The 23,995-nt window shown below is 70.9% G+C and carries 24 protein-coding genes and 1 pseudogene; 13 read left to right on the top strand and 12 right to left on the bottom strand.

Features of this window, described 5'->3' with window-relative positions:
* Positions 1 to 236: 236 nt before the first annotated feature.
* On the bottom strand, positions 237 to 611 hold the full coding sequence (locus tag OHA21_RS44245; protein WP_328465698.1) for a hypothetical protein: 375 nt from the start codon (positions 609 to 611) through the stop codon (positions 237 to 239).
* 19 nt (positions 612 to 630) lie between these two features.
* Between OHA21_RS44245 and OHA21_RS44240 the strand changes: the two genes are divergently transcribed.
* The 7 genes from OHA21_RS44240 (at position 631) to hutH (ending at position 9,401) form a co-directional block, all read left to right on the top strand.
* Positions 631 to 843, top strand: coding sequence for a hypothetical protein (locus OHA21_RS44240; protein ID WP_328465696.1), 213 nt, complete (start codon positions 631 to 633; stop codon positions 841 to 843).
* 841 nt (positions 844 to 1,684) lie between these two features.
* Positions 1,685 to 2,530 (top strand): MurR/RpiR family transcriptional regulator, encoded by an 846-nt coding sequence (locus tag OHA21_RS44235; RefSeq protein ID WP_328465694.1) that lies wholly within the window; start codon positions 1,685 to 1,687, stop codon positions 2,528 to 2,530.
* Between the two features lie 14 nt (positions 2,531 to 2,544).
* On the top strand, positions 2,545 to 4,179 hold the full coding sequence (hutU, locus tag OHA21_RS44230; RefSeq protein WP_328465692.1) for a urocanate hydratase: 1,635 nt from the start codon (positions 2,545 to 2,547) through the stop codon (positions 4,177 to 4,179).
* Positions 4,172 to 5,323, top strand: a complete 1,152-nt coding sequence (locus OHA21_RS44225; protein WP_328465690.1) for an allantoate amidohydrolase — start codon at positions 4,172 to 4,174, stop codon at positions 5,321 to 5,323. The genes hutU and OHA21_RS44225 overlap by 8 nt, the downstream gene beginning before the upstream one ends.
* Positions 5,320 to 6,606 carry a formimidoylglutamate deiminase gene (locus OHA21_RS44220; protein WP_328465688.1) on the top strand — a complete coding sequence of 429 codons (1,287 nt, stop codon included), beginning with the start codon at positions 5,320 to 5,322 and terminating at the stop codon, positions 6,604 to 6,606. The genes OHA21_RS44225 and OHA21_RS44220 overlap by 4 nt, the downstream gene beginning before the upstream one ends.
* A 114-nt stretch (positions 6,607 to 6,720) precedes the next feature.
* The gene (hutI, locus tag OHA21_RS44215; RefSeq protein ID WP_328465686.1) at positions 6,721 to 7,869 is read left to right on the top strand and encodes an imidazolonepropionase; all 1,149 of its coding nucleotides are present in this window, start codon (positions 6,721 to 6,723) and stop codon (positions 7,867 to 7,869) included.
* A complete protein-coding gene (gene hutH / locus OHA21_RS44210; protein ID WP_328465684.1) occupies positions 7,866 to 9,401 on the top strand; it encodes a histidine ammonia-lyase in 1,536 nt (511 codons plus the stop codon). Before hutI ends, hutH begins: the two co-directional genes overlap by 4 nt.
* Here the strand turns inward: hutH and OHA21_RS44205 are convergent.
* From OHA21_RS44205 to OHA21_RS44185, 5 genes are all read right to left on the bottom strand, one after another.
* Positions 9,394 to 10,647 carry an ATP-binding protein gene (locus tag OHA21_RS44205; protein WP_328465682.1) on the bottom strand — a complete coding sequence of 418 codons (1,254 nt, stop codon included), beginning with the start codon at positions 10,645 to 10,647 and terminating at the stop codon, positions 9,394 to 9,396. The two genes, hutH and OHA21_RS44205, sit on opposite strands and share 8 nt — an antisense overlap.
* Positions 10,648 to 10,734: 87 nt before the next feature.
* Entirely contained in the window at positions 10,735 to 11,349 is a 615-nt protein-coding gene (rdgB, locus tag OHA21_RS44200) for an RdgB/HAM1 family non-canonical purine NTP pyrophosphatase (protein WP_328465680.1), read from the bottom strand.
* On the bottom strand, positions 11,346 to 12,074 hold the full coding sequence (rph, locus tag OHA21_RS44195) for a ribonuclease PH (protein WP_328465678.1): 729 nt from the start codon (positions 12,072 to 12,074) through the stop codon (positions 11,346 to 11,348). Before rph ends, rdgB begins: the two co-directional genes overlap by 4 nt.
* Before the next feature lie 10 nt (positions 12,075 to 12,084).
* Complete coding sequence (locus tag OHA21_RS44190) at positions 12,085 to 13,287, bottom strand: glycosyltransferase (RefSeq protein ID WP_328465676.1); 1,203 nt, start codon at positions 13,285 to 13,287, stop codon at positions 12,085 to 12,087.
* A 46-nt stretch (positions 13,288 to 13,333) separates the two neighbouring features.
* Positions 13,334 to 14,080 (bottom strand): MBL fold metallo-hydrolase, encoded by a 747-nt coding sequence (locus OHA21_RS44185; RefSeq protein WP_328465674.1) that lies wholly within the window; start codon positions 14,078 to 14,080, stop codon positions 13,334 to 13,336.
* A gap of 273 nt (positions 14,081 to 14,353) precedes the next feature.
* On the opposite strand from OHA21_RS44185, the gene OHA21_RS44180 reads away from it, so the two are divergent.
* A complete protein-coding gene (locus OHA21_RS44180; RefSeq protein ID WP_328465672.1) occupies positions 14,354 to 14,740 on the top strand; it encodes a hypothetical protein in 387 nt (128 codons plus the stop codon).
* Between the two features lie 4 nt (positions 14,741 to 14,744).
* On the opposite strand, the gene OHA21_RS44175 is transcribed toward OHA21_RS44180, so the two are convergent.
* The 5 genes and pseudogenes from OHA21_RS44175 to clpS form a co-directional block, all read right to left on the bottom strand.
* Positions 14,745 to 15,710, bottom strand: a complete 966-nt coding sequence (locus OHA21_RS44175) for a PLP-dependent cysteine synthase family protein (RefSeq protein ID WP_328465670.1) — start codon at positions 15,708 to 15,710, stop codon at positions 14,745 to 14,747.
* A 4-nt stretch (positions 15,711 to 15,714) separates the two neighbouring features.
* Positions 15,715 to 16,029 (bottom strand): MoaD family protein, encoded by a 315-nt coding sequence (locus tag OHA21_RS44170; RefSeq protein ID WP_328465668.1) that lies wholly within the window; start codon positions 16,027 to 16,029, stop codon positions 15,715 to 15,717.
* 64 nt (positions 16,030 to 16,093) lie between these two features.
* A pseudogene (locus OHA21_RS44165) lies at positions 16,094 to 16,590 on the bottom strand (Mov34/MPN/PAD-1 family protein).
* Positions 16,591 to 16,649: 59 nt separating this feature from the next.
* Positions 16,650 to 17,150: a DUF2017 domain-containing protein gene (locus tag OHA21_RS44160; protein ID WP_328465666.1), complete on the bottom strand. Its 501-nt coding sequence runs from the start codon at positions 17,148 to 17,150 to the stop codon at positions 16,650 to 16,652.
* A 20-nt stretch (positions 17,151 to 17,170) separates the two neighbouring features.
* Positions 17,171 to 17,461 carry an ATP-dependent Clp protease adapter ClpS gene (clpS, locus tag OHA21_RS44155; RefSeq protein ID WP_328465664.1) on the bottom strand — a complete coding sequence of 97 codons (291 nt, stop codon included), beginning with the start codon at positions 17,459 to 17,461 and terminating at the stop codon, positions 17,171 to 17,173.
* A gap of 118 nt (positions 17,462 to 17,579) precedes the next feature.
* On the opposite strand from clpS, the gene OHA21_RS44150 reads away from it, so the two are divergent.
* From OHA21_RS44150 to OHA21_RS44130, 5 genes are all read left to right on the top strand, one after another.
* Positions 17,580 to 18,866 (top strand): nicotinate phosphoribosyltransferase, encoded by a 1,287-nt coding sequence (locus tag OHA21_RS44150; protein WP_328465662.1) that lies wholly within the window; start codon positions 17,580 to 17,582, stop codon positions 18,864 to 18,866.
* 11 nt (positions 18,867 to 18,877) lie between these two features.
* Positions 18,878 to 19,456 (top strand): isochorismatase family protein, encoded by a 579-nt coding sequence (locus OHA21_RS44145; RefSeq protein WP_328465660.1) that lies wholly within the window; start codon positions 18,878 to 18,880, stop codon positions 19,454 to 19,456.
* Entirely contained in the window at positions 19,446 to 19,937 is a 492-nt protein-coding gene (locus OHA21_RS44140; protein WP_328465658.1) for a GNAT family N-acetyltransferase, read from the top strand. The genes OHA21_RS44145 and OHA21_RS44140 overlap by 11 nt, the downstream gene beginning before the upstream one ends.
* Positions 19,938 to 19,941: 4 nt before the next feature.
* The gene (locus OHA21_RS44135) at positions 19,942 to 20,589 is read left to right on the top strand and encodes a GNAT family N-acetyltransferase (RefSeq protein WP_328465656.1); all 648 of its coding nucleotides are present in this window, start codon (positions 19,942 to 19,944) and stop codon (positions 20,587 to 20,589) included.
* A 173-nt stretch (positions 20,590 to 20,762) separates the two neighbouring features.
* On the top strand, positions 20,763 to 21,416 hold the full coding sequence (locus OHA21_RS44130) for an RBBP9/YdeN family alpha/beta hydrolase (protein WP_328478912.1): 654 nt from the start codon (positions 20,763 to 20,765) through the stop codon (positions 21,414 to 21,416).
* A 1,146-nt stretch (positions 21,417 to 22,562) separates the two neighbouring features.
* Here the strand turns inward: OHA21_RS44130 and OHA21_RS44125 are convergent.
* On the bottom strand, positions 22,563 to 23,879 hold the full coding sequence (locus OHA21_RS44125; RefSeq protein ID WP_328465654.1) for an MFS transporter: 1,317 nt from the start codon (positions 23,877 to 23,879) through the stop codon (positions 22,563 to 22,565).
* Between the last annotated feature and the right edge of the window lie 116 nt (positions 23,880 to 23,995).

Below are 23,995 nucleotides of genomic sequence, written 5' to 3'. Positions count from 1 at the left end.
CAACTGGCGGACGGTTCTCCAGGCCCGTGCGAGTACCGGTTCAGGCATCCAACGGCCGTCAGACTCGGTCGCAGTCAGCACGTCCAGGAGGCGCAAGACCTCTACGGTGCGAGCCGGGTCGTGGCTGACGCCATCACACAACTGCGTGAGGTCTTCGATGGTGATCGGGTCCGCGTACTCGATCAATGTCTCGAATGCCGCCGCAGCCTGGTGCGCACGAAGCCCAGTCTCGGTGATCAGCTCCCTGCGCCGGAGGCGACGGAAAGCGTAGCCTCGAGCTGGTCGCACACCCGCTTGGATCGGCCGAGGTCGACCGCCAAGGCCGCCGCACGGTCGAGCAGCGACAGCCATCCTCCGGTGACCTGCATCAGTTTCGACTGGCTGGCCGCGTTGTCGAAGCAGCGGGACAGGTCGTTGTCCGACAGCCACGAACGCAAGCCGGTGTCGGACACGCGCCGCAGCGGCATCACGTCGTCAGCACTGATCGCGGGGGTCGATCCGGTCAGCGCGTCGATGATGTCCGGGGCGCTGGCGTCGATGGCGACCACGACGGTTCGGGTGACCCCCGCTTGCGGTTGCATCCGTGCCGCCAGGTCGAGCGTCTCGATCACCGATTCGATCTTCACCCCGATGGGGAGGTCGCTTGAGGACGACCCGGTGCACCCCGCCCGGTTGGCCGGCGCGCAGTTCCCGCCGGTACGCGGCCGGGCTCGATGGGGTGGCCAGCTGGAACTGCGCCCCGAACACCTTGGCTTCCTCGAGCAGGTCGCGTACCCGGCTGATGCCAGTGGCCGGGGTGCCCACCACCACACGGGTACGGCTGCCCCGCACGATGATCCGTGACAGTTGCTGTTCGGTGCACGGTGAGACTAGATGCCCCGCGACCTTGCGCCGGGCCTCCTCCATCGACAGTTTGGTCGGTGTGGTGCGCCAGTGCAGGCTGAACAAATCTTCCTCGATCTGGGCGGCCGACCCGAGCAACCGCAGTACGTTGCTTGACCGCAGCCGCCACCCTCATGACCGGTCGGACCGAAAGTTCGGACACATCGGCGAGCTACCTCGCACGACACGCCTAATCGGGATCGTGGCGTCACAAACACTCCATGCCCAACGGCCGACGCCCATGCCTGTCGCCGCGCCCACGGCGCCACGCGACACCGAGAACCCGCCGAGAGCTGTCAGCGCCCTGTTGTGGCCGCACCGAGGCCCTCGGCTGGTGGGCCCCGCCAGGTCGCATCACTGGTGGGCCCCGCCAGGTCGCATCAAGAACAGAATGATGATCTTGACACCCTTCCATAAAGGTCATCGCCAACCACGGCCGAAGTCCGCTGACTAAGGCTGACGGCTCACAGAGCAGTCCAGCCAACGCAGCACAGGTCGGGCTCATCCAGAAACCGTGCGCTCCGACGCGCCCAACGTCCTTCCCCGTTCGTGCCGTCGACCTTCAAAGTTATGTGGCCGACGTCGAAGTTCACGTACGCAAGGTAATCAGCTCCACCTCCAGGAGGCAGACGAATCCCCAGCTGGACTCCTACCTGAACGAGAGTCATCTACAAGCCGAGCAATCACTTAGCGTTACCATCGGCCAACAAGCCTGAAATCGGCCGACTAAAATAAAAGGTCGCAGCTCGTTGGGCACACGAGACCTCTGGCGCGTGAAAGTTTTCATGCATAGGCTGCGGGCGTGAATGACGTAGTTGTCAATCCGAGTGGCCGGGTGCTCGACTTGTTCCAGGGCGCGCGCCTGACCCCGACCCAGCGGCGGATCGCGCACAGCCTGGTCGAGCACGCGGCGAAAGCGGCATATCTGTCGGCCGCCGAGGTCGCCGAGCTGGCCGGGGTCAGCCAGCCGTCGGTGACCCGGTTCGCCATGGCGCTGGGCTACTCCGGCTATCCGGCGCTGCGGCGCGAGCTGCGGGCGCTGACCGCGACCGGGCCGGCCGAGCCGGCCGGGCAGAACGCGATGCAGCGCGCGGTGCACGCCGAGACCGGGCACCTGCGGCGGCTCGGCGAGCAACTGCAGGACCTCGATGACGTACGCCGGGCCGCGCGCCTGCTCACCGAGAGCCGGCCGCTCCCGGTGCTCGGCCTGCGGGCGGCAGCGCCCCTCGCGGCGTACTTCGGATATTTCGCCGCCAAGGTCTTCCCGGACGTGCGGGTGCTCGACAGCGGCGGCACCGGCCTGCTGGACCGGCTCGATCAGGCCCGCTCGGCCGGTGCCGGTGCCATGCTGGCGATCGTGCTACCGCGTTATCCGCGCGAGTCGGTCGACGCCGTCCGGGAGGCCAAGGCAGCCGGTCTCGCGGTGGTCGCGATCACCGATTCGGCGGTCAGCCCGGTCGCCGAGTCGGCCGACGTGGTCCTGCCCGCCGCGGTCGGCACGCAGCTCGTGTTCGACCTGCACACCGGGCCGATGGCGATGGCGATGGTGCTGCTCCAGGCCATGTGCGACGCCGCGCCGGAGCCGGTGCAGCGCCGGCTCGAAGAGTTCGAGGCGACCGCCGGCCGCCGGCAACTGTTCCTGGCTTGAGAAGGGAGACCACGATGTCGGAGATCAGGGCGCCGCGCGGTACGGCGTACACCGCTCAGGGCTGGCCGCAAGAGGCTGCCAAGCGCATGCTGATGAACAACCTCGACCCGGATGTGGCCGAGAGGCCGCAAGATCTTGTGGTGTACGGCGGCACCGGCCGCGCCGCCCGCGACTGGCCCTCGTTCCACGCGATGGTCCGCGAGCTCGACGCCTTGAAGGGTGACGAGACTCTGCTGGTGCAGTCCGGCAAACCGGTCGGCGTGCTGCGCACCCACGAGTGGGCGCCGCGCGTGCTGATCGCGAACTCGAACCTGGTCGGCGACTGGGCGACCTGGCCGGAGTTCCGCCGGCTGGAGCAGCTCGGCCTGACCATGTACGGCCAGATGACCGCCGGTTCGTGGATCTACATCGGCACCCAGGGCATCCTGCAGGGCACCTACGAGACGTTCGCCGCGGTGGCCGCCAAACGCTACGGCGGCGATCTCGCCGGGACGCTGACGCTGACCGGCGGCTGCGGCGGGATGGGCGGCGCCCAGCCGCTGGCCGTGACGATGAACGGCGGCGTCTGCCTGATCGTCGACGTCGACCGCACCCGGCTGCAGCGCCGTGTCGACACCCGCTACCTGGACGTGATCGCCGACGACTTGGACCAGGCCGTCGAGGTGGCGCTGCAGGCCAAGCGGGAGCGCCGGCCGTTGAGCGTCGGCGTCGTCGGCAACGCGGCCCTGGTCTTCCCCGAATTGCTCACCCGGGGCGTCGAGATCGACATCGTGACCGACCAGACCAGCGCCCACGACCCGCTCAGCTACCTGCCGGTCGGGATCGAGCTGGCGGACGCGGCCGAGTACGCGAGGGCCAAGCCCGAGGAGTTCACCGACCGGGCCCGGGGCAGCATGGCGAAGCAGGTCGCCGCGATGGTCGGCTTCCTGGACGCCGGCGCCGAGGTGTTCGACTACGGCAACTCGATCCGCGGCGAGGCGAAACTGGCCGGCTACACCCGGGCCTTCGACTTCCCCGGCTTCGTGCCCGCCTACATCCGGCCGCTGTTCGCCGAGGGGAAGGGTCCGTTCCGCTGGGCCGCGCTCTCCGGCGACCCGGCCGACATCGCCGCCACCGACCGTGCCGTCCTCGACCTGTTCCCGGAGAACGAGCCGCTGGCCCGCTGGATCCGGCTGGCCGGCGAGCGGGTCGCCTTCCAGGGGCTGCCGGCCCGGATCTGCTGGCTGGGGTACGGCGAGCGCGACAAGGCCGGCGTCCGGTTCAACGAGATGGTCGCGGGCGGCGAGGTCAGCGCACCGATCGTTATCGGACGCGACCACCTGGATTCCGGGTCGGTCGCCTCGCCGTACCGGGAGACCGAGGCGATGCTCGACGGCTCCGACGCGATCGCCGACTGGCCGTTGCTGAACGCGCTGATCAACACCGCGTCCGGGGCCAGCTGGGTGTCGATCCACCACGGCGGCGGGGTCGGTATCGGGCGCAGCATCCACGCCGGGCAGGTCTGCGTCGCGGACGGCACCGCACTGGCCGGGCAGAAGATCGAACGGGTGCTCACCAACGACCCGGCGATGGGGGTGCTGCGGCACGTCGACGCCGGCTACGAGTCGCACTCCACCGCCGGTCTGACGATTCCGATGAGCCATGAGTGAGTTCGCCGAACTCTGGGCCGAGATCGCGCCGATCGGGCGGGCCGACAGCGGCGGTTACCTGCGGTACGCGCTGACCCCGCCGGAGTTGACGCTGCGCGACTGGTTCCGCGCTCAGGCCGCGCGAAGGGACATGACGGTCACCGAGGACGGCAACGGCAACCTCTTCGCGTGGCGGGGCGAACCGTGGTCACCGGGGACGGTTCTGACCGGATCGCACTTCGATTCGGTGCCGCACGGCGGCGGATACGACGGTCCGCTCGGCATCGTGAGCGCGTTCCTGGCCGTGGACCGGCTGCCCCGCGAACGCAAGGTCGGGGTCGCGGCCTTCATCGAGGAGGAGGGCGGGCGGTTCGGCGTACCGTGTCTGGGCTCGCGGCTTCTGACCGGCGTGATCGATCCGGATCGCGCCGCCGCCCTGACCGATCGCGACGGGGTGACGTTCGGCGCCGCGCTGGGGGCGCGTCCGGCCGGAGCGCTACCGGAAATCGGACAGCTGGCCGCGGTGATCGAGTTGCACATCGAGCAGGGGCGGGCGCTGGAGGTGCCGGTCGGGGTCGGCAGCGCGATCTGGCCGCACGGCCGCTGGCGGATGGATTTCGCCGGGGTCGGCGACCACGCCGGCACCACCCGGATGACCGACCGGCGCGACCCGATGCTGACCTTCGCCCACACCGTGCTGGCCGCGAACAAGGAGGCCCGGCTCGCCGGGGCGCACGCGACCGTCGGCCGGGTGCAGGTGGAGCCGAACGCCACCAACGCCATCCCGTCGCTGGTCCGCGGCTGGCTGGACGCCCGTGCCGCGGACACCGCCACGCTGGACCGGCTGGTCGACGCGGTGGTGAAGAAGGCGACCGAGCGGGCCGGCCGGGACGGCACCGAGCTGTCCGTGACGCGAGAGTCGGTGACCGGCGAGGTGACCTTCAACCTTCCGCTGGCCGAGCGGATCGCGGCTCTGCTCGGCGCGCCGATCCTGCCGACCGGCGCCGGGCACGACGCCGGGGTGCTCTCCGCGCACGTGCCGACCGCGATGCTGTTCGTCCGGAACCCGACCGGGGTGTCGCACTCCCCCGCCGAGCACGCCTCCGACGCCGACTGCGAGGCCGGCGTCGAAGCGCTCGCCACGGTGCTGGAGGACCTCACGTGAGGTACTTCGCGGAGCACGCCTGGGTCGGCAGCCGGGTCGAACGGGACGTCCTGATCGAGGTCGCCGACGGCCGGTTCACAGCGGTGACGCCGGGCGCCGCACCGGACGGCACCCGGCTGGCCGGCCTGGTCCTGCCCGGCTTCGCGAATGCGCACTCGCATGCGTTCCACCGGGCGCTGCGCGGCCGCACCCACGGCGACCGCGGCAGCTTCTGGACCTGGCGCGAGCTGATGTACGCGGTGGCCGCCCGCCTCGACCCGGACAGCTACCGCACATTGGCTCGCGCGGTCTTCGCCGAGATGGCGCTGACCGGCGTCACCTGCGTCGGCGAGTTCCACTACCTGCACCACGCCGCCGGTGGCGTCCGCTACTCCGACCCGAACGCCATGGGCGCCGCTCTGATCGAGGCGGCCGACGAGGCCGGCATCCGGATCACCCTGCTGGACACCCTCTACCTGACAGCGCAGGTGGACGGCACGCCCCTGCGGGGTGTCCAGGAACGATTCGGCGACGGTGACGCGGAGAGCTGGGCTCGGCGGGTGGACGGCCTGCGCGCCGGCCCGCATGCCCGGATCGGCGCGGCGATCCACTCTGTTCGCGCGGTCCCCGCCGATCAGCTCGCCGCCCTGGCCGGGCGCGCCCCGCTGCATGTGCACCTCTCCGAGCAGCGCGCGGAGAACGAACAGTGTCGTGCCGTGCACGGCTGCACGCCGACCGAGCTGCTGGACCGGCACGGCATTCTCGGGCCGGGCACCACCGCGGTGCACGCCACCCACCTGACCGGCGCGGACATCGAACTGCTCGGGGACACCGGCGCCGGCGCCTGCTTCTGCCCGACCACCGAGCGCGACCTCGCCGACGGCATCGGCCCGGCCCGCCGGCTCGCGGACGCCGCGGTGCCGCTCAGCCTGGGCAGCGACAGCCACGCCGTGATCGACATGTTCGAAGAGGCACGCGGCCTGGAGATGAACGAGCGACTGGCCTCCGAGCGCCGCGGAAACTTCCGGCCCGCCGACCTGCTCGCCGCGGCCGCCAACCACGCGGCCCTGGGCTGGGACGACGCCGGCGCGATCGAGCCCGGCCGGCACGCCGACCTGGTCGCGGTGAACCTGGCCGGCCCACGCACCGCCGGCAGCCACCCCGACCAGGCGATCTACGCGGCCACCGCCGTCGACGTCACCCATGTCGTCTCCGGCGGCCGGCTGATCGTCGATGGCGGCCGGCACACCAGCATCGATGTACCCCGGGAGCTCACCGACGTGATCGGAGCGCTACAGCCATGAGCGAACTTGCAGCGAAGGTACTGGCATGAACGACTGCACCGAGCGGCACCCCGCCGCACCGGACAACGGCCTCGCAGGCGAGGGCCAGGAGAGCATGCCGAAGGTAGGCACGGCATGAGCCTGATCGTCACCAACATCGGTGAGCTGGTCACCAACGACCCCGAGCACGGCATCCGGCACGACGCCGCCGTGGTGGTCGACGGCGACCGGATCGCCTGGGTCGGCCCGGCCTCCGCGGCGCCCGCGGCGGACCTGCGGCTGGACGCCGACGGCGCGGCGGTGCTGCCCGGCTTCGTGGACAGCCACGCCCACCTGATCTTCGCCGGGGACCGGGCGGCCGAGTTCGGCGCGCGGATGGCCGGGGAGGCGTACACCGGCGGCGGCATCCGCACAACCGTCGCCGCCACCCGCGCCGCGAGCGACGAGGAGCTGCGCCGCAACGCACGGCGCCTGGTGGCCGAGGCGCTGCAGCAGGGCACCACCACGATCGAGATCAAATCGGGGTACGGGCTGAGCGTCCCCGACGAGGCCCGGTCGCTACGGGTGGCGGGCGAACTCGTCGAGGAGACCACGTTCCTCGGGGCGCACGTCGTCCCGGCCGAGTACGCGGACCGGCCCGACGACTACGTCGACCTGGTTCGCGGGGAGATGTTGGACGCGGCCGCGCCGTACGCGAAATGGGTCGACGTCTTCTGCGAGCGCGGCGCGTTCGACGGTGACCAGGCCCGCGCGATCCTGAAGGCCGGCGCGGAACGCGGCCTCGGCCTGCGGCTGCACGCCAACCAGCTCGGACCCGGCCCCGGGGTACGCCTCGCCGTCGAACTCGGTGCGGCGAGCGCCGACCACTGCACCCACCTCGACGACGCCGACGTGGCCGCGCTGGCCGGCTCGGACACCGTGGCCACCCTGCTGCCGGGCGCCGAGTTCTCCACCCGGTCGCCCTATCCGGACGCCCGCCGGCTGCTCGACGCGGGCGTCACCGTGGCGCTGGCGACCGACTGCAACCCGGGTTCGTCGTACACCTCCTCGATGCCGTTCTGCATCGCGCTGGCCGTACGCGAAATGGGTCTGGCCCCCACCGAGGCCGTGCAAGCGGCCACCGCGGGTGGCGCTGCCGCCCTGCGCCGCACCGACCTCGGCCGGATTTCGGCCGGCGCCCGGGCCGACCTGATCGTGCTCGACGCGCCCTCGCACCTGCACCTGGCCTACCGGCCGGGTGTTCCCCTGATCCGCCACGTCCTGCAGCACGGAGCACCGCGATGATCGTCACTGTCCAGCCCACCGGAATCACACCAGCCGACGTGCTCGCCGTCGCCCGCGGCGACGCCCGCGTCGAACTCTCCGCCGCCACCGTCGAGGCGATGGCCGCCAGCCGTGCCATCGTCGACGACATCGAGACCTCCGGCCGGCCGGTCTACGGGGTCTCCACCGGCTTCGGCGCGCTCGCCAACACCTCGATCGCCCCGCAGCGGCGGGCCGAACTGCAGCACGCGCTGATCCGCTCGCACGCCGCCGGGATCGGCGCCCCGATGCCGCGCGAGGTGGTCCGGGCGATGATGCTGCTGCGGGTGCGGTCGCTGGCGATGGGCCGGTCCGGGGTGCGCCCGGTGCTCGCCCAGGGCCTGGTCGACCTGCTCAACCACGAGATCACGCCGTGGGTGCCGGAGCACGGCTCGCTGGGCGCCTCGGGTGACCTGGCGCCGCTCGCCCACTGCGCGATCGTGCTGCTCGGCGAGGGCTGGGTGCTGGGCAAGGACGGCGCCCGGGTGTCCGCCGCCGAGGCCCTGCACGCCGCCGGGCTGCGCCCGCTGGAGCTGGCCGCCAAGGAGGGCCTGGCGCTGATCAACGGCACCGACGGCATGCTCGGCATGCTGCTGCTGGCGATCTCCGACGCGGCCCACCTGTTCGCCATGGCCGACGTGACCGCTGCGCTCGCCATCGAGGCGATGCTCGGCTCGGAGCGGCCGTTCCTGCCGGAGCTGCACAGCATCCGCCCGCACCCCGGGCAGGCCGCGTCCGCCGCGAACATCCACCGGCTGCTGCAGGACTCCCGGATCATGGACTCGCACCGGGACGACCTGGCCCACGCGGTGCAGGACGCGTACTCGATGCGGTGCGCCCCGCAGGTGGCCGGCGCGGCCCGGGACACCCTGGACTTCGTCCGTGTGGTCGCCGGCCGGGAGCTGGTGTCGGTGGTGGACAACCCGGTGGTGCTGACCGACGGCCGGGTCGAGTCCACCGGCAACTTCCACGGCGCGCCGCTCGGCTTCGCGGCGGACTACCTGGCCATCGCGGCCGCCGAGGTGGGCGCGATCGCCGAACGCCGGGTCGACCGCCTGCTCGACGTGACCCGCTCCCGTGAGCTGCCGCCGTTCCTGTCCCCGGACGCCGGGGTGAACTCGGGCCTGATGATCGCCCAGTACACGGCGGCCGGCATCGTGGCGGAGAACCGCCGCCTGTCGTCGCCGGCCTCGGTGGACTCCCTGCCGACCAGCGGCATGCAGGAGGACCACGTGTCGATGGGCTGGGCCGCGGCGAAGAAGCTGCGCACCGTCCTGGACAACCTGACCAGCCTGCTGGCGGTCGAGCTGCTCAGCGCCGTACGCGGCCTTCAGCTGCGCTCCCCGCTGATCCCGTCCCCGGCCGGGCGGGCCGCGGTCGCCGCGGTCTCCCCGTTCGCCGGCGGCCCGGGCCCGGACGTCTTCCTCGCGCCGGTCCTGGAGCAGGCCCGGGCGGTGATCGCCGGCCCGGCCCTGCGCGCCGACATCGAAGCAGCGCTGGGCCCGCTCAGCTGAGCCCGGTCTCCCAGATCGCGCTGACCGGGAGGGCGCGCATCCGATCGCCGAAGGCGAGCGTGCTCGTGCCGGTGTAGAGGACGATGCCGGCGACGAGGTCGTCACCGAGTCGCTCGGCCAGCCGCCGCAGACCGCGGAAGTCGTCGGACCGGACCGTGGAGGCCGCTTTGACCTCGACGGCGACGACCCTGCCCTGCCGGTTCTCCAGGATGACGTCGACCTCCACCTTGTTCTGATCGCGGTAGTGGTAGAGGTCGACGAGCTGGTCCGACCACGTCGCCTGGCGGGCCAGCTCAGCGATGACGAAGCCCTCCAGCAGCGGTCCGAACGGCTGCCCGGGACGCTGCAGCAGATGCGGGTCGACGGCGAGCTGCTGCGCCGCGATGCCGGAGTCGACGAAGACCAGCTTCGGCGCCTGGGTGACCCGGCTGCCCAGGTTGCGGGACCAGCCGGGAATCCGCTTGACGAGAAAGACCTCCTCGAGGAGCCGCAGGTAGCGGGCGATCGTGGGCCTGCTCAACCCCAGTTCGGACTCCAGACTCCCGGCCGGGATCAGCGTCGCGGACCGGGCGGCCAGCAGGCGCGCCAAGGTACGCAACTGGGGCGCCTGCTCGATGCGCGACAATTCCCGGACGTCTCGGTCGATCAGAGCCTGCACATAGCCGTCGAGAAACCGCCCCCGGCGGCGCACGTCGTCCCGGGAGACGGCCTCGGGCAGACCACCACGGACCACGCGGGCGGCATAGTCACCCCTGGCGACGACGGACTCGTGGCGCAGGTCCGGCCCCTGGGCGAAGACCGCATCGATGAATCCGTCGGGCGTGCCGTCGATCTCTCCCTGAGAGAACGGCCACAGCTCCACCGTCTCCATGCGCCCGGGCAGCGCGTCCGGAGCGCCGCGCATCCCGAAGAGCCGTGACGACCCGGTGAGCAGGAACCGGCCCGGCCGCGGGTCCTCGTCGACGGCCACCTTGATGGCGAGCAGCAACTCGGGAACCCGCTGGATCTCGTCGATGACCATCAGGTCGTCGAAGGACACGAAGCCGGTCGGATCGGCCAGCGCCGCAGCCCGGTCCTGCTCCCGGTCCAGGTCCCGGCGCTCGGCTGCCCGGTTTCCGGCGACGACCCGAACGAGCGTGCTCTTACCCGCCTGCCGGGCACCGCTGATCAGCACCACACGGGTGTCCGCCAGCGCTGCCGAGATCAGCTGCTCGGCACGGCGAGGGACCAGCTCAGAGGGCGCCACGGTGCCAGAGTAGCGGTCGGCCCTTTCGATCCGCGAGCCTTGTCCTTTCGATCCGCGAGCGCTTGTCTTTCGTTCTGCGATGAGCCGTCAGCGGGGCAGTTCCTTGGCGATGACCTTGGCGAGCTCGCGGAACGCCTTGCCACGGTGGCTGATCGCGTCCTTCTCGGTGGGGCTCAGCTCCGCGTTCGTCCGGTCCTGGCCGTCCCCGACGAAGACCGGGTCGTAGCCGAAACCGCCCTCGCCGCGCCGGCTGCGCAGCAGGCGGCCGGTCTGCCGGCCCTCGACCAGGTGCTCCCGGCCGTTCGGCAGGACCAGGGCCGCCGCGCAGACGAACGCGCCGCCGCGCTGCTCGTCGCCCACGTCGCTGATCTGGGCCAGCAGCAGGTCGAGATTCGCCTGGTCGTCGCCGTGCCGGCCGGACCAGCGGGCGCTGAACACGCCGGGCATGCCGTTCAGCGCGTTCACCGCGATGCCGGAGTCGTCGGCCACCGTCGGCAGACCGGTCCGCTTCGCGCCCTCCCGAGCCTTGATCAGCGCGTTCTCGCCGAACGTCAGCCCGGTCTCCGGCACGTCCGGGTAGTCGGGGAAGTCACCGAGACCGACGAGCTCGACCTGGCTCCGCCCGAGCGCGGCATCGAGGATGCGCTGCAGCTCGGCGAGCTTCTTCGGGTTGCCGGTCGCCAGCAGCAGCCGGGCGCTCACGCGGCCAGAGCCTTCTGCTGCGCGGCCGCCAGCTCGGCGCACCCGAGCACGCCGAGGTCGAGCATCGCGTCCATCTGGGCCCGCTTGAACACGCCGTTCTCCCCCGTCCCCTGCACCTCGACGAAGTCGCCGGCCGCGGTGCAGACCACGTTCATGTCGACCTCGGCGGCGACATCCTCGGTGTACATCAGGTCCAGCCGGGCCTCGCCGTCGATGATCCCGACGCTGACCGCCTGGATGGAGGTGTGCAGCACCTTCTCCACCTTGCCGGCCAGCGACTTGCGGTCGGCCAGCCAGCTCACCGCGTCGTGCAACGCCACGTACGCCCCGGTGATCGCGGCGGTGCGGGTGCCACCGTCGGCCTGCAGCACGTCGCAGTCGAGGACGATCGAGTTCTCCCCGAGCGCCTTAAGGTCGATGCAGGCCCGCAGGCTGCGGCCGATCAGGCGGGAGATCTCCTGGGTACGCCCACCCAGCTTGCCCTTGACGCTCTCCCGGTCGCCCCGGGTGTTCGTCGCACGCGGCAGCATCGAATACTCCGCGGTCACCCAGCCCAGGCCGGAACCCTTGCGCCAGCGTGGCACCCCCTCGGTGACGCTCGCGGTGCAGAGCACCCGGGTGTTGCCGAACTCCACCAACACCGATCCTTCGGGGTGGATGCTCCAGTGCCGGGTCAGGGTCACCGGTCGCAGCTGGTCGGCCGTCCGGCCGTCGGGTCGCACCATGTCCCCAACCCTATGCGTAGCGTGCCGCGCCGGCTTCGTCCGCCCCGGGCTTGCGGCTGAGCGGAACCGCCGGACGGATCATGCTGACCGGAACCGGAACCGCACCGGAGGCCGGGAGCGCCTCGTGCGCCTGCAGGAAGCCGTTGACCGACTGCTGCCAGCCGAACTGCTCGGCGCGGGCCCGGGCCGCGGCCCGTCGCTCGACGCGCGGCCGTTCCATCAGGCTGCTCACCGCGTCGGCGAACGCCTCCGCGGTGCCCGGAACCGCCACGCCGGCCTCGCCCACCACCTCGGGCAGGGCGCTCTGCTCGTTCACCACCACCGGGGTGCCGCAGGCCAGCGACTCCAGCGCGGCCAGGCCGAAGGTCTCCACCGGTCCGGGCGAGAGCGTGACATCCGCGCTGGCCAGCAGTGCCGCCACGGCGTGCCGGTCGGCGATGTGCCCGGCGAAACGGACGGGCAGGCGGGCCGCCCGGTACGCCAGCGCAGTCCGCCGGGTCCCGTCGCCGGCCATCACCAGGACCGCCGGAATCTTGCCGTTGCGCAGGGCCGCGACCGCGTCCACAGCCAACTCGGGCCGCTTCGCCGCGGAGAGCCGGCTGGCGTAGACGACCAGCAGCTCGTCCGGCCGGGCGTACCGCGAGCGCACGCCGACGTCCATCCGGCTCGGGTGGAAGACGCCGAGATCCACACCGAGCGGGACCTCGACCAGGTTGGGCGCGCCGATCCGGCGGAACTCGGCCGCCGCGAACGCGGTGGTGCAGACGATGGTGTCGAACGCCTCCGCGGTCCGCTGGTTGAACCGGTCGGCGAGGGCGTCCCGCTTCGGCATCCCCCACAGCCCGAGCAGCCCGCCCAGGCTCTCGTGGGAGACCATCATCGAGCGGACGCCGCGCTGCCGGGCCCAGTTGCCGGTCCAGCGCAGGGTGGTCCGGTCGGAGACCTCGATCCGGTCCGGCTCCAGGCTGTCGAGCAGCTTGGTGAGCTCACGCCGGCCGGCGAGGACCCGGTATCCACCGGTCCGCGGCAGCGGCGCGCTGGGCAGCGTGATGACCCGGCCCTGCTTCATCACCTTGTCGGAGTAGCGGCGGCCGGGGATGATCAGGACCGCCTCGTGCCCGGCCCGCTGATAACCGCGGCCGAGCTGCCGGAGCGCCGTACGCAAACCTCCGGTGTGGACCGTGACGAAGTTGGCCAGGCGAACGATGCGCAATGCAACTCCAAGATCACGACTGCCGGCCCCTACCCCCCGCGCCGACTCAGAGATCGTATCGGGCGCCGGGTCGGACGACTTCCACCGGTCCCGCGTATGCCGCGCCGGCCGCTTCCGTGATCGCGGCCTCACTGGCCCAAGCAGGCACGAGATGGGTCAACAGCAACTTGGCCACGTCCGCCTTGGTGGCCGCCTCGCCGGCTTCGCCGCCGGTCAGATGCAGGTCGGGCGGGTTGGGCACGCCGTCCTGGTAGCTCGCCTCGCAGAGGAAGAGGTCCGCTCCGGCGGCGAGGCGCAGGAGGGCCTCGCAGGGCGCGGTGTCCGACGAATACGCCAGCACGCGGCCGTTGTGTTCGATGCGTACGCCGTACGTCTCCACCGGGTGGTTGACCCGGTCCACGGTGACCGTCAGCGGACCGATCGGGAACGTGCCCGGCTGGAGCCCGTAGAAGGTGTAGACGTCGTCCACCGGCTCGCCCTCGGTGCTGTAGGCGGCAGCGATCCGCTCCGCGGCGCCCAGCGGGGCGTAGACCGGCACCGGCGGCAGCGGGCCGGCCGGGTCGTAGCGGCGGACCACCACGTAGGTGCAGGCGTCCAGCATGTGGTCGCAGTGCAGGTGGGTGAGGAGGATCGCGTCGACGCGGCGCATGTCGGAATAACGCTGGAGCGCGGAGAGCGAACCCGACCCGAAGTCGATCAGGAGCCGGTAACCCTCGGCCTCCACGAGGTAGGCCGAACACGCCGACTCGGGGCCGGGGAAACTGCCGGCACAACCGAGAACGGTTAGTCGCATGCGGGTCCCTCTGGCTCACATCGGGTCGAACAACTCCGGGTCGTCCAAGCCCCGCCCGACCGGTCCGCGCTGGACTTGTCAGACCAGTCAATCACGGAGCGAAGCGTACGCCCCGACCAGTGCCTGACGTAAACAACTGATCGATTTGTCGCTAAATCGACAACGCACATCACAGGGGCGGTGACCTCGGTCATCAGCGCCCCTGCCGTCACGTCGAGTGAGCCGTTTGCGTTGCACAGGGTGATATGTCCAAGGTCATCTGCTGGAGGCGACGTGACCGCGGTCGAACAGGCCCGCACTACCCGAACCGCGCCGGCCGGAAACGCGTCGCTCGTACCGTGGGACGACCCGGAACCGGCGATCTTCCGCTTCCCCACCGCCGATGATCCGGCGCCCGGCGCCGGCCGGATGCTCGCCATGGCGCTCTATGGGACGGTGCTCGGTCTCACCGGGGTCGGCGTCGGCCTGTACGCCGTGCTCGCGGTCTTCGGCGGGGCGCCCGGCTGGTACCTGCCGGTGCTGGGCCTGCTGACCCTGCTCAGTGTCGGGCCGGCGGCGGCCGCCTTCCTCGCCATCCACCAGCCCAGGCTGCCCTGGTACCTGATGGCGGCGGCCGCCCCGCCGATGATCGCCGCCGTGCTGGTGGCGCTGGCCTACTAGGCGGTCACGCCCAGAGCTGGCCGTCGAGCGCCTCTTCGGCGTCGTTGAGGGTGCCGCCGTACGCGCCGGTCGACAGGTACTTCCAGCCGCCGTCGGCGATCACGAACGCCACGTCGGCCCGCTTGCCGGCCTTGACGGCCTCGTGCGCGACGGCGAGGGCCGCGTGCAGGATGGCGCCGCTGGAGAAACCGGCGAAGATGCCCTCCACCTCGACCAGCTGGCGGGTCCGCAGCACGGCGTCGCGAGTGCCCACCGAGAACCGGCGGTCCAGCACGGAGGCGTCGTACAGCTCGGGGACGTAGCCCTCGTCGATGTTGCGCAGGCCGTAGACCAGTTCGCCGTACCGCGGCTCGGCGGCGACGATCTGGATGCCCTCGACCTTCTCCTTGAGGAACCGGCCGGTGCCCATCAGGGTGCCGGTGGTGCCCAGACCGGCCACGAAGTGCGTGATCGTCGGCAGGTCGTGCAGCAGCTCGGGACCGGTGGTCTCGTAGTGCGCACGGGCGTTCGCCGGATTGCCGTACTGGAACAGCATCTTCCAGTCGGGGTGCTCGGCGGCGATCTGCTTGGCGGTGGCCACGGCCTGGTTCGAACCGCCCGCGGCCGGCGAGAAGATGATCTCCGCGCCGTACATCCGGAGCAGCTGGGTGCGCTCGGTCGACACGTTCTCCGGCATCACGCAGACCAGCCGGTACCCGCGCAGTTTCGCCACCATGGCCAGCGCGATGCCGGTGTTGCCGCTGGTCGGCTCCAGGATGGTGTCGCCCGGGCGGAGGTGCCCGGACTCCTCGGCCGCGCGCACCATGAACAGCGCGGCGCGGTCCTTGATGCTGCCGGTCGGATTCCGGTCCTCGAGCTTGGCCCACAGCCGCACCGGCGGCGCCCCTTCGGGCACCGCCGGGGAGAGGCGGGGCAGGCCGACCAGCGGCGTGCCCCCGCACGCGTCGAGCAGGCTCTCGAAACGAGCCATGGGACTAAACGCCCAGGAGAGCGGCGGCGGCCGCGAAGCCCAGGGCGCCACCGGCCACGGCCGGGAGGATGGTGATCGAGTCGCCGTCGCTGAGCTTCGCGTCCAGCGCGCCCAGGAAACGGACGTCCTCGTCGTTGACGTAGATGTTCACGAACCGGTGCAGGTTGCCCTCGGGGGTGATCAGCCGGCCCTTGAGGCCACCGTGCTTGGCGTCCAGGTCGTCGATCAGGCCGGAGAGCGTGTCACCCGCGCCCTCGACAACCTTCGCACCGCCGGTGTAGCTGCGCAGGATGGTGGGAACGCGAACTTCGATAGCCATGACTGTCATGCTCCTAGAAACGTCGTACTGAAAACGGGCAGGGGTCGGTTGTACGGGGTCGCGGCTAGCGACAACGACACTCGTAGAACACCGACGCCGGGCTCTGCCCGAACATGTACGACTGCACGGAGGTGGAAATCACGCCTTCACCGTCGCATCCACGATGTTGACCTCTTCTTCGGTCACCACACCGTCCACGATACGGAACGACCGGATCTCTTCAGAATCCGGCTCGCGGGTCGAAACCAGGAGATAATGCGCGTTCGGCTCGCCGGCGAGCGAGATGTCGGTGCGAGACGGGAACGCTTCCGTGGCGGTGTGCGAGTGGTAGATGACCACCGGCTCCTCGTCACGGTCGTCCATCTCACGCCACACCCGCAACTGTTCCATCGAGTCGAACAGGTAGAAGGTCGTCGACCGCTCCGCGTTGTCCATCGGGATGTGCCGCGTCGCGACGTCGCTGCCGATCGGCCCGGCGACGACGCCGCAGGCCTCCTCCGGGTGGTCCCGGCGGGCATGGGCGACGATCGCGTCGATGATCGCCTTGTCGATGGTCAGCACGTCGTTCACATTACCGAAGTATTTCGAGCAGCCGGGCGTGGCAGTCCCCACACTCCGGGCTACTTGATCTCCGGCAGCGCGTTCAACAGCGACTCCTGGAGATATCCCAGGTACGCGTAGACGGAGAGCTGGAACACCCGGCTCGATCCCGGATCCTCGAGCACCGCCTCGTCCAACTCGTCGGCCAGATCGGTGTCGGCCTGGATCTCCAGACGCGTACCCATCGCCAGCCGGGCGTCGTTGATCGCCCGCAACCAGGCCTCGGCGGCCTCGCCGTCCAGCCGGACCTCGCCCTCGCCCTCGTCGGGCAGAGCCGCCAGGATCGCGCCGGCCTGGTCGATCTTGCTGGTCTTGAGATCGCCCTCGGTGTAGAGGCGGAACTCCTGCGAATCCTCCGGCCGATCCGGATAGATGTCCGGGAACAGACGGGACACCACCGGGTCGGTGTGGTCCATGCCGTCGGTCAGCAAACCGACCACCTCAGCGGCCACCTTGCGCAGGACACGCACCTCGTCGTGCTCGAAGGTGGCCACACACTGGCCGCCGCTGCGTCGGAACATGCTCTATCCCCACCCGCTTGTCAGGCCCGGTCCACCGTTGCCCAGAGACCGTATCCGTGCAGTTGGTTAGCGTCCATCTCCATGCGCTCGCGGGCGCCGCTGGACACCACCGCCTTGCCCTTGGTGTGCACATCCATCATCAGCTGCTCCGCTTTCTCCTTGCTAAAGCCGAAGAGCTTCTGGAAGACCCACGTCACGTACGACATGAGGTTGACCGGGTCGTCCCAGACGATGGTCACCCACGGCCGGTCCTCGGCCGGTACTTCCTCGATCTCCGGCGTCTCGACGGGAGCAACCTGAGGCAACGCCATGCCCCCATGTTGCCACCGGATTCGGCGAACCGGTGAACCGGAGCGCCGAACCGCAGGTCAGAACCGGTTCCCGGCCCGTGCCCCGCGCCGCGGCCGAAGGCGCAATAGGGTAGGTCCCGTGGAGAGCATCACGCCGGCCCTGATGACGGACCACTACGAGCTGACCATGATCAGCGCCGCGCTGCGGGACGGCACAGCGGACCGCCGCTGCGTCTTCGAGGTGTTCGCCCGCCGCCTGCCGACCGGGCGGCGCTACGGCGTGGTCGCCGGCACCGGCCGGCTGATCGAGCTGATCAGGAACTTCCGGTTCGAGGCCGGCGAGATCGACTACCTGCGCTCGGCCGGGATCGTCGACGAGACGACCGCGCGCTGGCTGGCCGATTTCCGGTTCAGCGGCGACATCGAGGGCTACCTCGAGGGTGAGTTGTTCTTCCCCGGATCGCCGATCCTGACCGTTTCCGGCGGGTTCGCCGAGTGCGTGGTGCTGGAGACGCTGATCCTGTCGGTGCTCAACCACGACAGCGCGATCGCCGCCGCGGCCGCCCGGATGGTCACCGCCGCCCGCGGCCGGCCGATCATCGAGATGGGCTCGCGGCGCACCCACGAGCACGCCGCCGTGGCCGCGGCCCGCGCGTCGTACCTGGCCGGGTTCGCCTCGACCTCCAACCTCGCGGCGGGCCGGGCCTACGGCATCCCGACCACCGGCACCTCGGCGCACGCCTTCACGCTGCTGCACGACGACGAGCCGACCGCGTTCGGCTCGCAGGTGGCCGCGCTGGGCAAGAACACCACGCTGCTCGTCGACACGTACGACATCAGTCAGGGCATCCGCAACGCCATCGCGATCGCTGGGCCGGACCTGCGGGCCGTGCGGATCGACTCCGGCGACCTGTCCGTGCTGGCCCAGCAGTCCCGCGAGCTGCTCGACTCCCTGGGCGCCAGCGAAACCAAGATCATCGTCTCCGGCGACATGGACGAGTACTCGATCGCCACCCTCGCCGCCGAGCCGGTCGACATGTACGGCGCCGGCACCGCGGTGGTCACCGGCTCCGGCGCGCCCACCGCCGGGCTGGTCTACAAGCTGGTCGAGGTCGACGGGCGCCCGGTCGTCAAGCGCTCGGAGAACAAGGCCACCGTCGGCGGGCGCAAGGTGGCCGTACGCCGTCACAAGCCCACCGGCACCGCCACCGAGGAGATCATCTTCTCGCAGGGGGTGCCCGACCACCACGCCAACGACCGCATGCTGCAGCGGACGTACGTGGCCTCCGGCGAGGTGCAGCCGGCACCCAGCCTGACCGAGTCCCGCGACCACCTCCGGCAGTGCCTGATCTCCATCCCATGGGAAGGCCTCAAGCTCTCCGCCGGCGATCCCGCCATCCCCGTCGTCATCGTTCCCACCGCTTAAAAGGGGTTCCCGTGTCCCGCGCGCTGATCATCGTCGATGTACAGAACGACTTCTGCGAAGGTGGCTCCCTGCCGGTCGCCGGCGGCGCCGCGGTCGCCAAGGGCATCTCGCTGGTCCTCGACAAGGCCGGGCAGCGCTGGGACCACGTGGTCGCCACCAAGGACTACCACGTGGACCCGGGCGCGCACTTCAGCGCGCACCCCGACTACGTCGACTCGTGGCCGGCCCACTGCGTGGTCGGTTCGGCGGGCGCCGACTTCCACCCCGAGCTGGTCACCGACCGGATCGAGGCGATCTTCCACAAGGGCGAGCACCAGGCGGCGTACTCGGGCTTCGAAGGCCACACCGAGACCGGCGAAACCCTCGCCGGCTGGCTGCGGGACAAGGGAGTCACCGAGGTCGAGGTCGTGGGCATTGCCACCGACCATTGCGTACGCGCGACAGCACTCGACGCCGCCGCGGCCGGTTTCGCGACCACGGTCCTGCTGGAGCTCACCGCCGGGGTGGCCCAGGCGACCACGGAGGCCGCGCTGGAGCAGTTCCGCGCCGCCTCCGTCTCGACCACCGGGAAGCCCGTCGTTGACGCCTGAGATCCGGGATCTCGCCGACGGCGACTGGCCATCGGTGTGGGAGATCGTCCGGGAGGTGGTGCAGGCCCGGGAGACGTTTCCGTACGACCCTGACATGACGTCGGCTGAGGCTCGCTCCATGTGGGTTGAGGGGGCGTCTGGGCGTACCGTGGTCGCGGTCTTCGATGGAAAGATCGTCGGCACCGCGAAGATGGGGCCCAACCGGCCCGGGCCCGGCGCCCACATCGCCACCGCGAGCTTCATGGTCGCGGCCGCTGCACGCGGCCGCGGGGTGGGCACCGCGCTGTGCCGCGACGCTGTCGCCTGGGCAAGATCAGCGGGGTACGCCGGGGTGCAGTTCAACGCCGTCGTGGAGACGAACCGCGCGGCCGTCGACCTCTACCGGCGCGAAGGTTTCGACATCATCGGTACGGTGCCGCGATCGTTCTCGCACCCGGTGCACGGGCGGGTCGGCCTCCACATCATGTTTCTGGAATTCTAAGAACATGTCGCGACTTATCGATATCTGGCCGATTTTCGGCCTGGTAGTCCGTACCCCACGGCTCGAGCTCCGCCTCCCCCGCGACTCGGACCTCGCCGGCCTGGCCGACGTGGCAGCCGCCGGCGTGCACCCACCCGGCGAGCAACCGTTCCTGACACCGTGGACCGACGGCACCCCCTCGGACCGCGCCCGCTTCGTCCTGGCCGAACACTGGCGCGGCCTCTCCAGTTGGACCCCCGCCAAGTGGCAGCTGGCCCTCGGCGTCTTCCGCGACGGCGAGCCGCTGGGCGTGGTCGCGCTGCTGGCCCGCGACTTCTCCGTGGTCCGGCAGGTCACGACGTGGTCCTGGCTGGGCATCGACCATCACGGCAAGGGCTACGGCACCGAGGCCCGCATCGGTCTGCTCACGCTGGCCTTCGACCAGCTGGGCGCGGAGACCGCCCGAACCGATGTCTTCCAGGACAATCACGCTTCGCAGAGCGTGTCCCGCAAGCTCGGCTACGAGCCTGACGGCATCTCCGTCGACGCCCGAGGCAGCGAGGCCCTCATCTCCGACCGCCTGCGCCTGAGCCGCGAGACCTGGAAAGCCCAGCCCCACCCAACGGTCACGCTCGAAGGGGTGTCCCCATGCCTGCCGCTGTTCGGCCTGTGACGCCTTCCCTGCCCTCCGGCACGCCGCCTTCCCTGCCCTCCGACACCCCACCTTCCCTGCCCTCCGGCGCCCCACCTTCCCTGCCCTCCGACACCCCACCTTCCCTGCCCTCCGGCGCCCCGCCTTCCCTGCCCTCCGGCGCCCCGCCTTCCCTGCCCTCTAGCGCCCCGCCGATCATCCCGTCCGCGCCCGGCACCTCCTCTGCGTCCGGATCGGCCGCCCTCAACGCGGGCTCGTTCCTGCTGCTGCACGGCTGGCAGAACCGCCGGCCGCCGGCCCACTGGCAGCACTGGCTGGCGGGCGAGCTCACCGTCCGCGGCCACGCTGTGGCATACCCGCAGTTTCCCGACCCCGACTACCCGGACCTGGACGCGTGGCTCACCGAACTGCGAGCCCAGCTCACCGCACAGCCCGGCCCACGCCGAACCCTGCTCTGCCACAGCCTCGGCTGCCTGCTGTGGCTGAACGCAGTAGCCCGCTCCGCAGTCCCCCTCCCCGTGGACCGAGTGCTGCTGGTGGCCCCACCCTCCCGCGAGGTGACACTCAGCCACGCGGAGATCGCCGCCTTCGCCACACCGGAGTCCCTGACCGCTGAGCACGTCCGAGCCGCGGCCAGATACACCGGCCTGTTCGGCACCGACAACGACCCGTACTGCCCGGACGGCCCCACAGCCGCCTACGGCGACCCCCTGGCAATCCCCACCACCGTCCTCCCCGGCGCCGAACATCTGAACGTGGACTCCGGCTACGGCCCGTGGCCCTCCCTCCTCGACTGGTGCCTGAGCCACGACGACAACCACCCCATCACCCTCCGTCCAGCCAGCTGACCAACCGCGGCCCGCCCCTCACAGGCTCGAAACCCCGCTCCGGCACGCGCCACCTCGATCAAGTCCAGCTGACGCCCAGCGTCGCTTCCCGCCCGCTAAGGAGCACTGCCGGTCAGCCAAACCCCCGGGCTGACGCCCAGCGTCGCTTCCCGCCCACCGAAGGAGCACTGCCGGTCAGCCAAACCTCCCGGGCTGACGCCCAGCGTCGCCTCCCCACCCGCTGAAGGAGCACTGCCGGTCAGCCAAACTCCCCGGGCTGACGCCCAGCGTCGCTTGCCGTGCGATGGATGGGCACGGCGGGACAGCGGTTGTCCGGCTCAGGTGTTCGATTTCGGGTCGCAGCCGGCGGTTCGCGCCGGGGCCTGCCCGGGCGTGAGCTACTGCAGCCGAGGGTGACTTGGAGCGGAGCATCCCGGCAGGCACGCACACTTACTGTAAGTCACAGCCGAGCCCGGATTCTCCGGCTTGTTGATCACCCGGCTGTGCGCTACGGCTGCCTGACGCGGGGTTCAGGCAGCCGTAGCGCACAGCCAGCCGCCTTAAACCGGGCGTTGGGGGCACCGAGCTGGGAGTCATGGCGGTGCCAGCGCGGCCGTGCGGCTAGAACCTGATTTCGAGGCTCCGCTAACCACTCGGCTGCGCAGTGGCGTTTCTCCCACCGCTTGGCGCGCCGGGGCGTTGTCCCACCACTCGGCCGCGCGGCGACGATGCGACTCGGCTGCGCGGCGACGATGTCCCACCACAGGATGGACAGCGCTAGTGGGTGGCTCAGTGGTCGAGAAGGCCGAAACGGCAGCCCCGGCCGCCCATTGGCGTCGTCACCCACCGATCCACCGGACGACACAGTCGCACGGCCGTTGGGCGGTCCGGACGGCGACCCGAAGCGCCACCACGAAGGTCAGGTGCCGTCGCCAGGAACAAGCGAACGGGCACGGACCCCAGGTGGCCGATCTGGATGCCGCCGACGGCAGCGGCCACCGCCGCCCGGTCCCCCCGCACACGGACGGACGACCCGGCACGGGGGCTGGTGACGACAGTCGGACTTCGAAAGCCAGAAGCGAACGAGACCAGGCCTGCATGGGCATGGGTTGGGCTGGGTGGTTCGGTCGCGGCGCCAGGGTGTTCGGCGATGAGGCGGCGTGGGCGTCAGACCGTTACGGAGCGGTCCGTGGGGTTGGGGGAAGGGTCGGGGTGAGGTGGGGACCCAGGGGACCCACCGGGGGCGGCGTCCTGGGGTGAGATCGTCCCGGGCGTCGAGCTTGGGGTTGTGTCGGCCGCTGGGGGCTCTGGGGTGTCGCGGCGGCGGCGTAGTTCGGCGGGGAGGACCAGTAGGGCTACCAGGATGCCTACCGCGCCCACGGCTACGAAGCCCCAGGCTGGGCCCTGCGTGTCGATGGCCAGGCCGGCGAGCGGGCCGCCCAGGGCGACGCCGACGGTCAGGGCGGAGTTGTGCAGGCCCATGGCTTCGCCGCGGGCGGCGGCGGGGATCATGCGGCTGATGGCGTCGGAGCTGGCGGTGATCGTGGGGGCGCAGAGGGCGCCTGCGGGGATCAGCAGGAGGGCGAGCAGCCACCAATGGTCGCCGCCGAGGCCGACCGGGACTGTGAGCAGAGCCATCGGGGCGAACAGTGCCAAGGCGGGGACGCCGCGCCGGACCGTGCCGTAGACGAAGCCGCCGATCAGTGAGAACAGCGCCCAAAGGGACAGGACCGCGCCGGTCCAGGCGACCTGGTCTGACTCGCGGAGGACGGCGACCACGGCGACGTCGGTGCCGGAGAGGACTAGCGTCGCGGCCATCGTGACGGCGAGGATCGCGATGAACCGGGGCTTCAGCCAGCTGCGTCGCGGGACTCGCTCGCTGCTGGTCACCGGGGCCTCGTGGGCGGCTCTGATCGGCGGGTTCAGCAGCCACAGGCCCAGGCCGGCCAAGAGGATGCCGACGGCCAGCGAGATCATGGCGACGCGAGGGCCGGCGGTGGTCGCGATGAGCACGCCCAGCGCTGGGCCGGCCATGAACGACATCTCGGTGGTGATCGAGTCGAGGGCGAAGGCGGGCAGCCGATGCGACTCGGGGGTCAGGGCGGCGATCGACTGCCGGGCGACCGAGAAGGCCGGCAGGGCCAGGAAGCCGCCGATCGCGGCCACCGGGAGCAGCAGCCAGTACGGCAGGCTCTGGGCCACCAGCCAGTAGATCACCTCGGCGACGGTGGTCAGCACGAGCACCGGACGCAGCCCGCGACGGTCGATCAGGCGGCCCATCACCGGAGCGCCGACCGAACCGCCGATCGTGGCGGCCGCACCGATCAGACCGGCCGCGCCGTAACCCCGGCCGAGGTCGGTCACCACGTGCAGGGTGAGCACGACCGTCGCGGCCGCGATCGGGATGCGGGCGAGCGTGGCGACCACCAGCAACGACCGGATCTTCGGCAGCGCGAGTGTTTCCCGGTAAGGCGTGAGCAACATGTCGATCCTGACCTCCGCGGACCATCCTGCCGCGGGGGTACGACACAAATCCAACGACTTCCGCTGTTGCAGTAACCACCATCACGCGCGAGCGAGGCGAGGAGAGCGGGGAGGAG

This window comes from Actinoplanes sp. NBC_00393 (genome assembly GCF_036053395.1).
Lineage (GTDB): Bacteria > Actinomycetota > Actinomycetes > Mycobacteriales > Micromonosporaceae > Actinoplanes.
The sequence above is the reverse complement of the archived record's forward strand: the minus strand, read 5'-3'. Positions and strand labels throughout refer to the sequence as shown.

Bases quoted from the DNA above. Each gene is read 5' to 3' on its own strand.
- OHA21_RS44240 (WP_328465696.1), top strand. From the start codon at position 631: ATGGGGAGGTCGCTTGAGGACGACCCGGTGCACCCCGCCCGGTTGGCC.
- hutU (WP_328465692.1), top strand. From the start codon at position 2,545: ATGTCGGAGATCAGGGCGCCGCGCGGTACGGCGTACACCGCTCAGGGC.
- OHA21_RS44225 (WP_328465690.1), top strand. From the start codon at position 4,172: ATGAGTGAGTTCGCCGAACTCTGGGCCGAGATCGCGCCGATCGGGCGG.
- hutI (WP_328465686.1), top strand. From the start codon at position 6,721: ATGAGCCTGATCGTCACCAACATCGGTGAGCTGGTCACCAACGACCCC.
- hutH (WP_328465684.1), top strand. From the start codon at position 7,866: ATGATCGTCACTGTCCAGCCCACCGGAATCACACCAGCCGACGTGCTC.
- rph (WP_328465678.1), bottom strand. From the start codon at position 12,074: ATGGTGCGACCCGACGGCCGGACGGCCGACCAGCTGCGACCGGTGACC.
- OHA21_RS44185 (WP_328465674.1), bottom strand. From the start codon at position 14,080: ATGCGACTAACCGTTCTCGGTTGTGCCGGCAGTTTCCCCGGCCCCGAG.
- OHA21_RS44175 (WP_328465670.1), bottom strand. From the start codon at position 15,710: ATGGCTCGTTTCGAGAGCCTGCTCGACGCGTGCGGGGGCACGCCGCTG.
- OHA21_RS44170 (WP_328465668.1), bottom strand. From the start codon at position 16,029: ATGGCTATCGAAGTTCGCGTTCCCACCATCCTGCGCAGCTACACCGGC.
- OHA21_RS44160 (WP_328465666.1), bottom strand. From the start codon at position 17,150: ATGTTCCGACGCAGCGGCGGCCAGTGTGTGGCCACCTTCGAGCACGAC.
- clpS (WP_328465664.1), bottom strand. From the start codon at position 17,461: ATGGCGTTGCCTCAGGTTGCTCCCGTCGAGACGCCGGAGATCGAGGAA.
- OHA21_RS44135 (WP_328465656.1), top strand. From the start codon at position 19,942: ATGTCGCGACTTATCGATATCTGGCCGATTTTCGGCCTGGTAGTCCGT.
- OHA21_RS44125 (WP_328465654.1), bottom strand. From the start codon at position 23,879: ATGTTGCTCACGCCTTACCGGGAAACACTCGCGCTGCCGAAGATCCGG.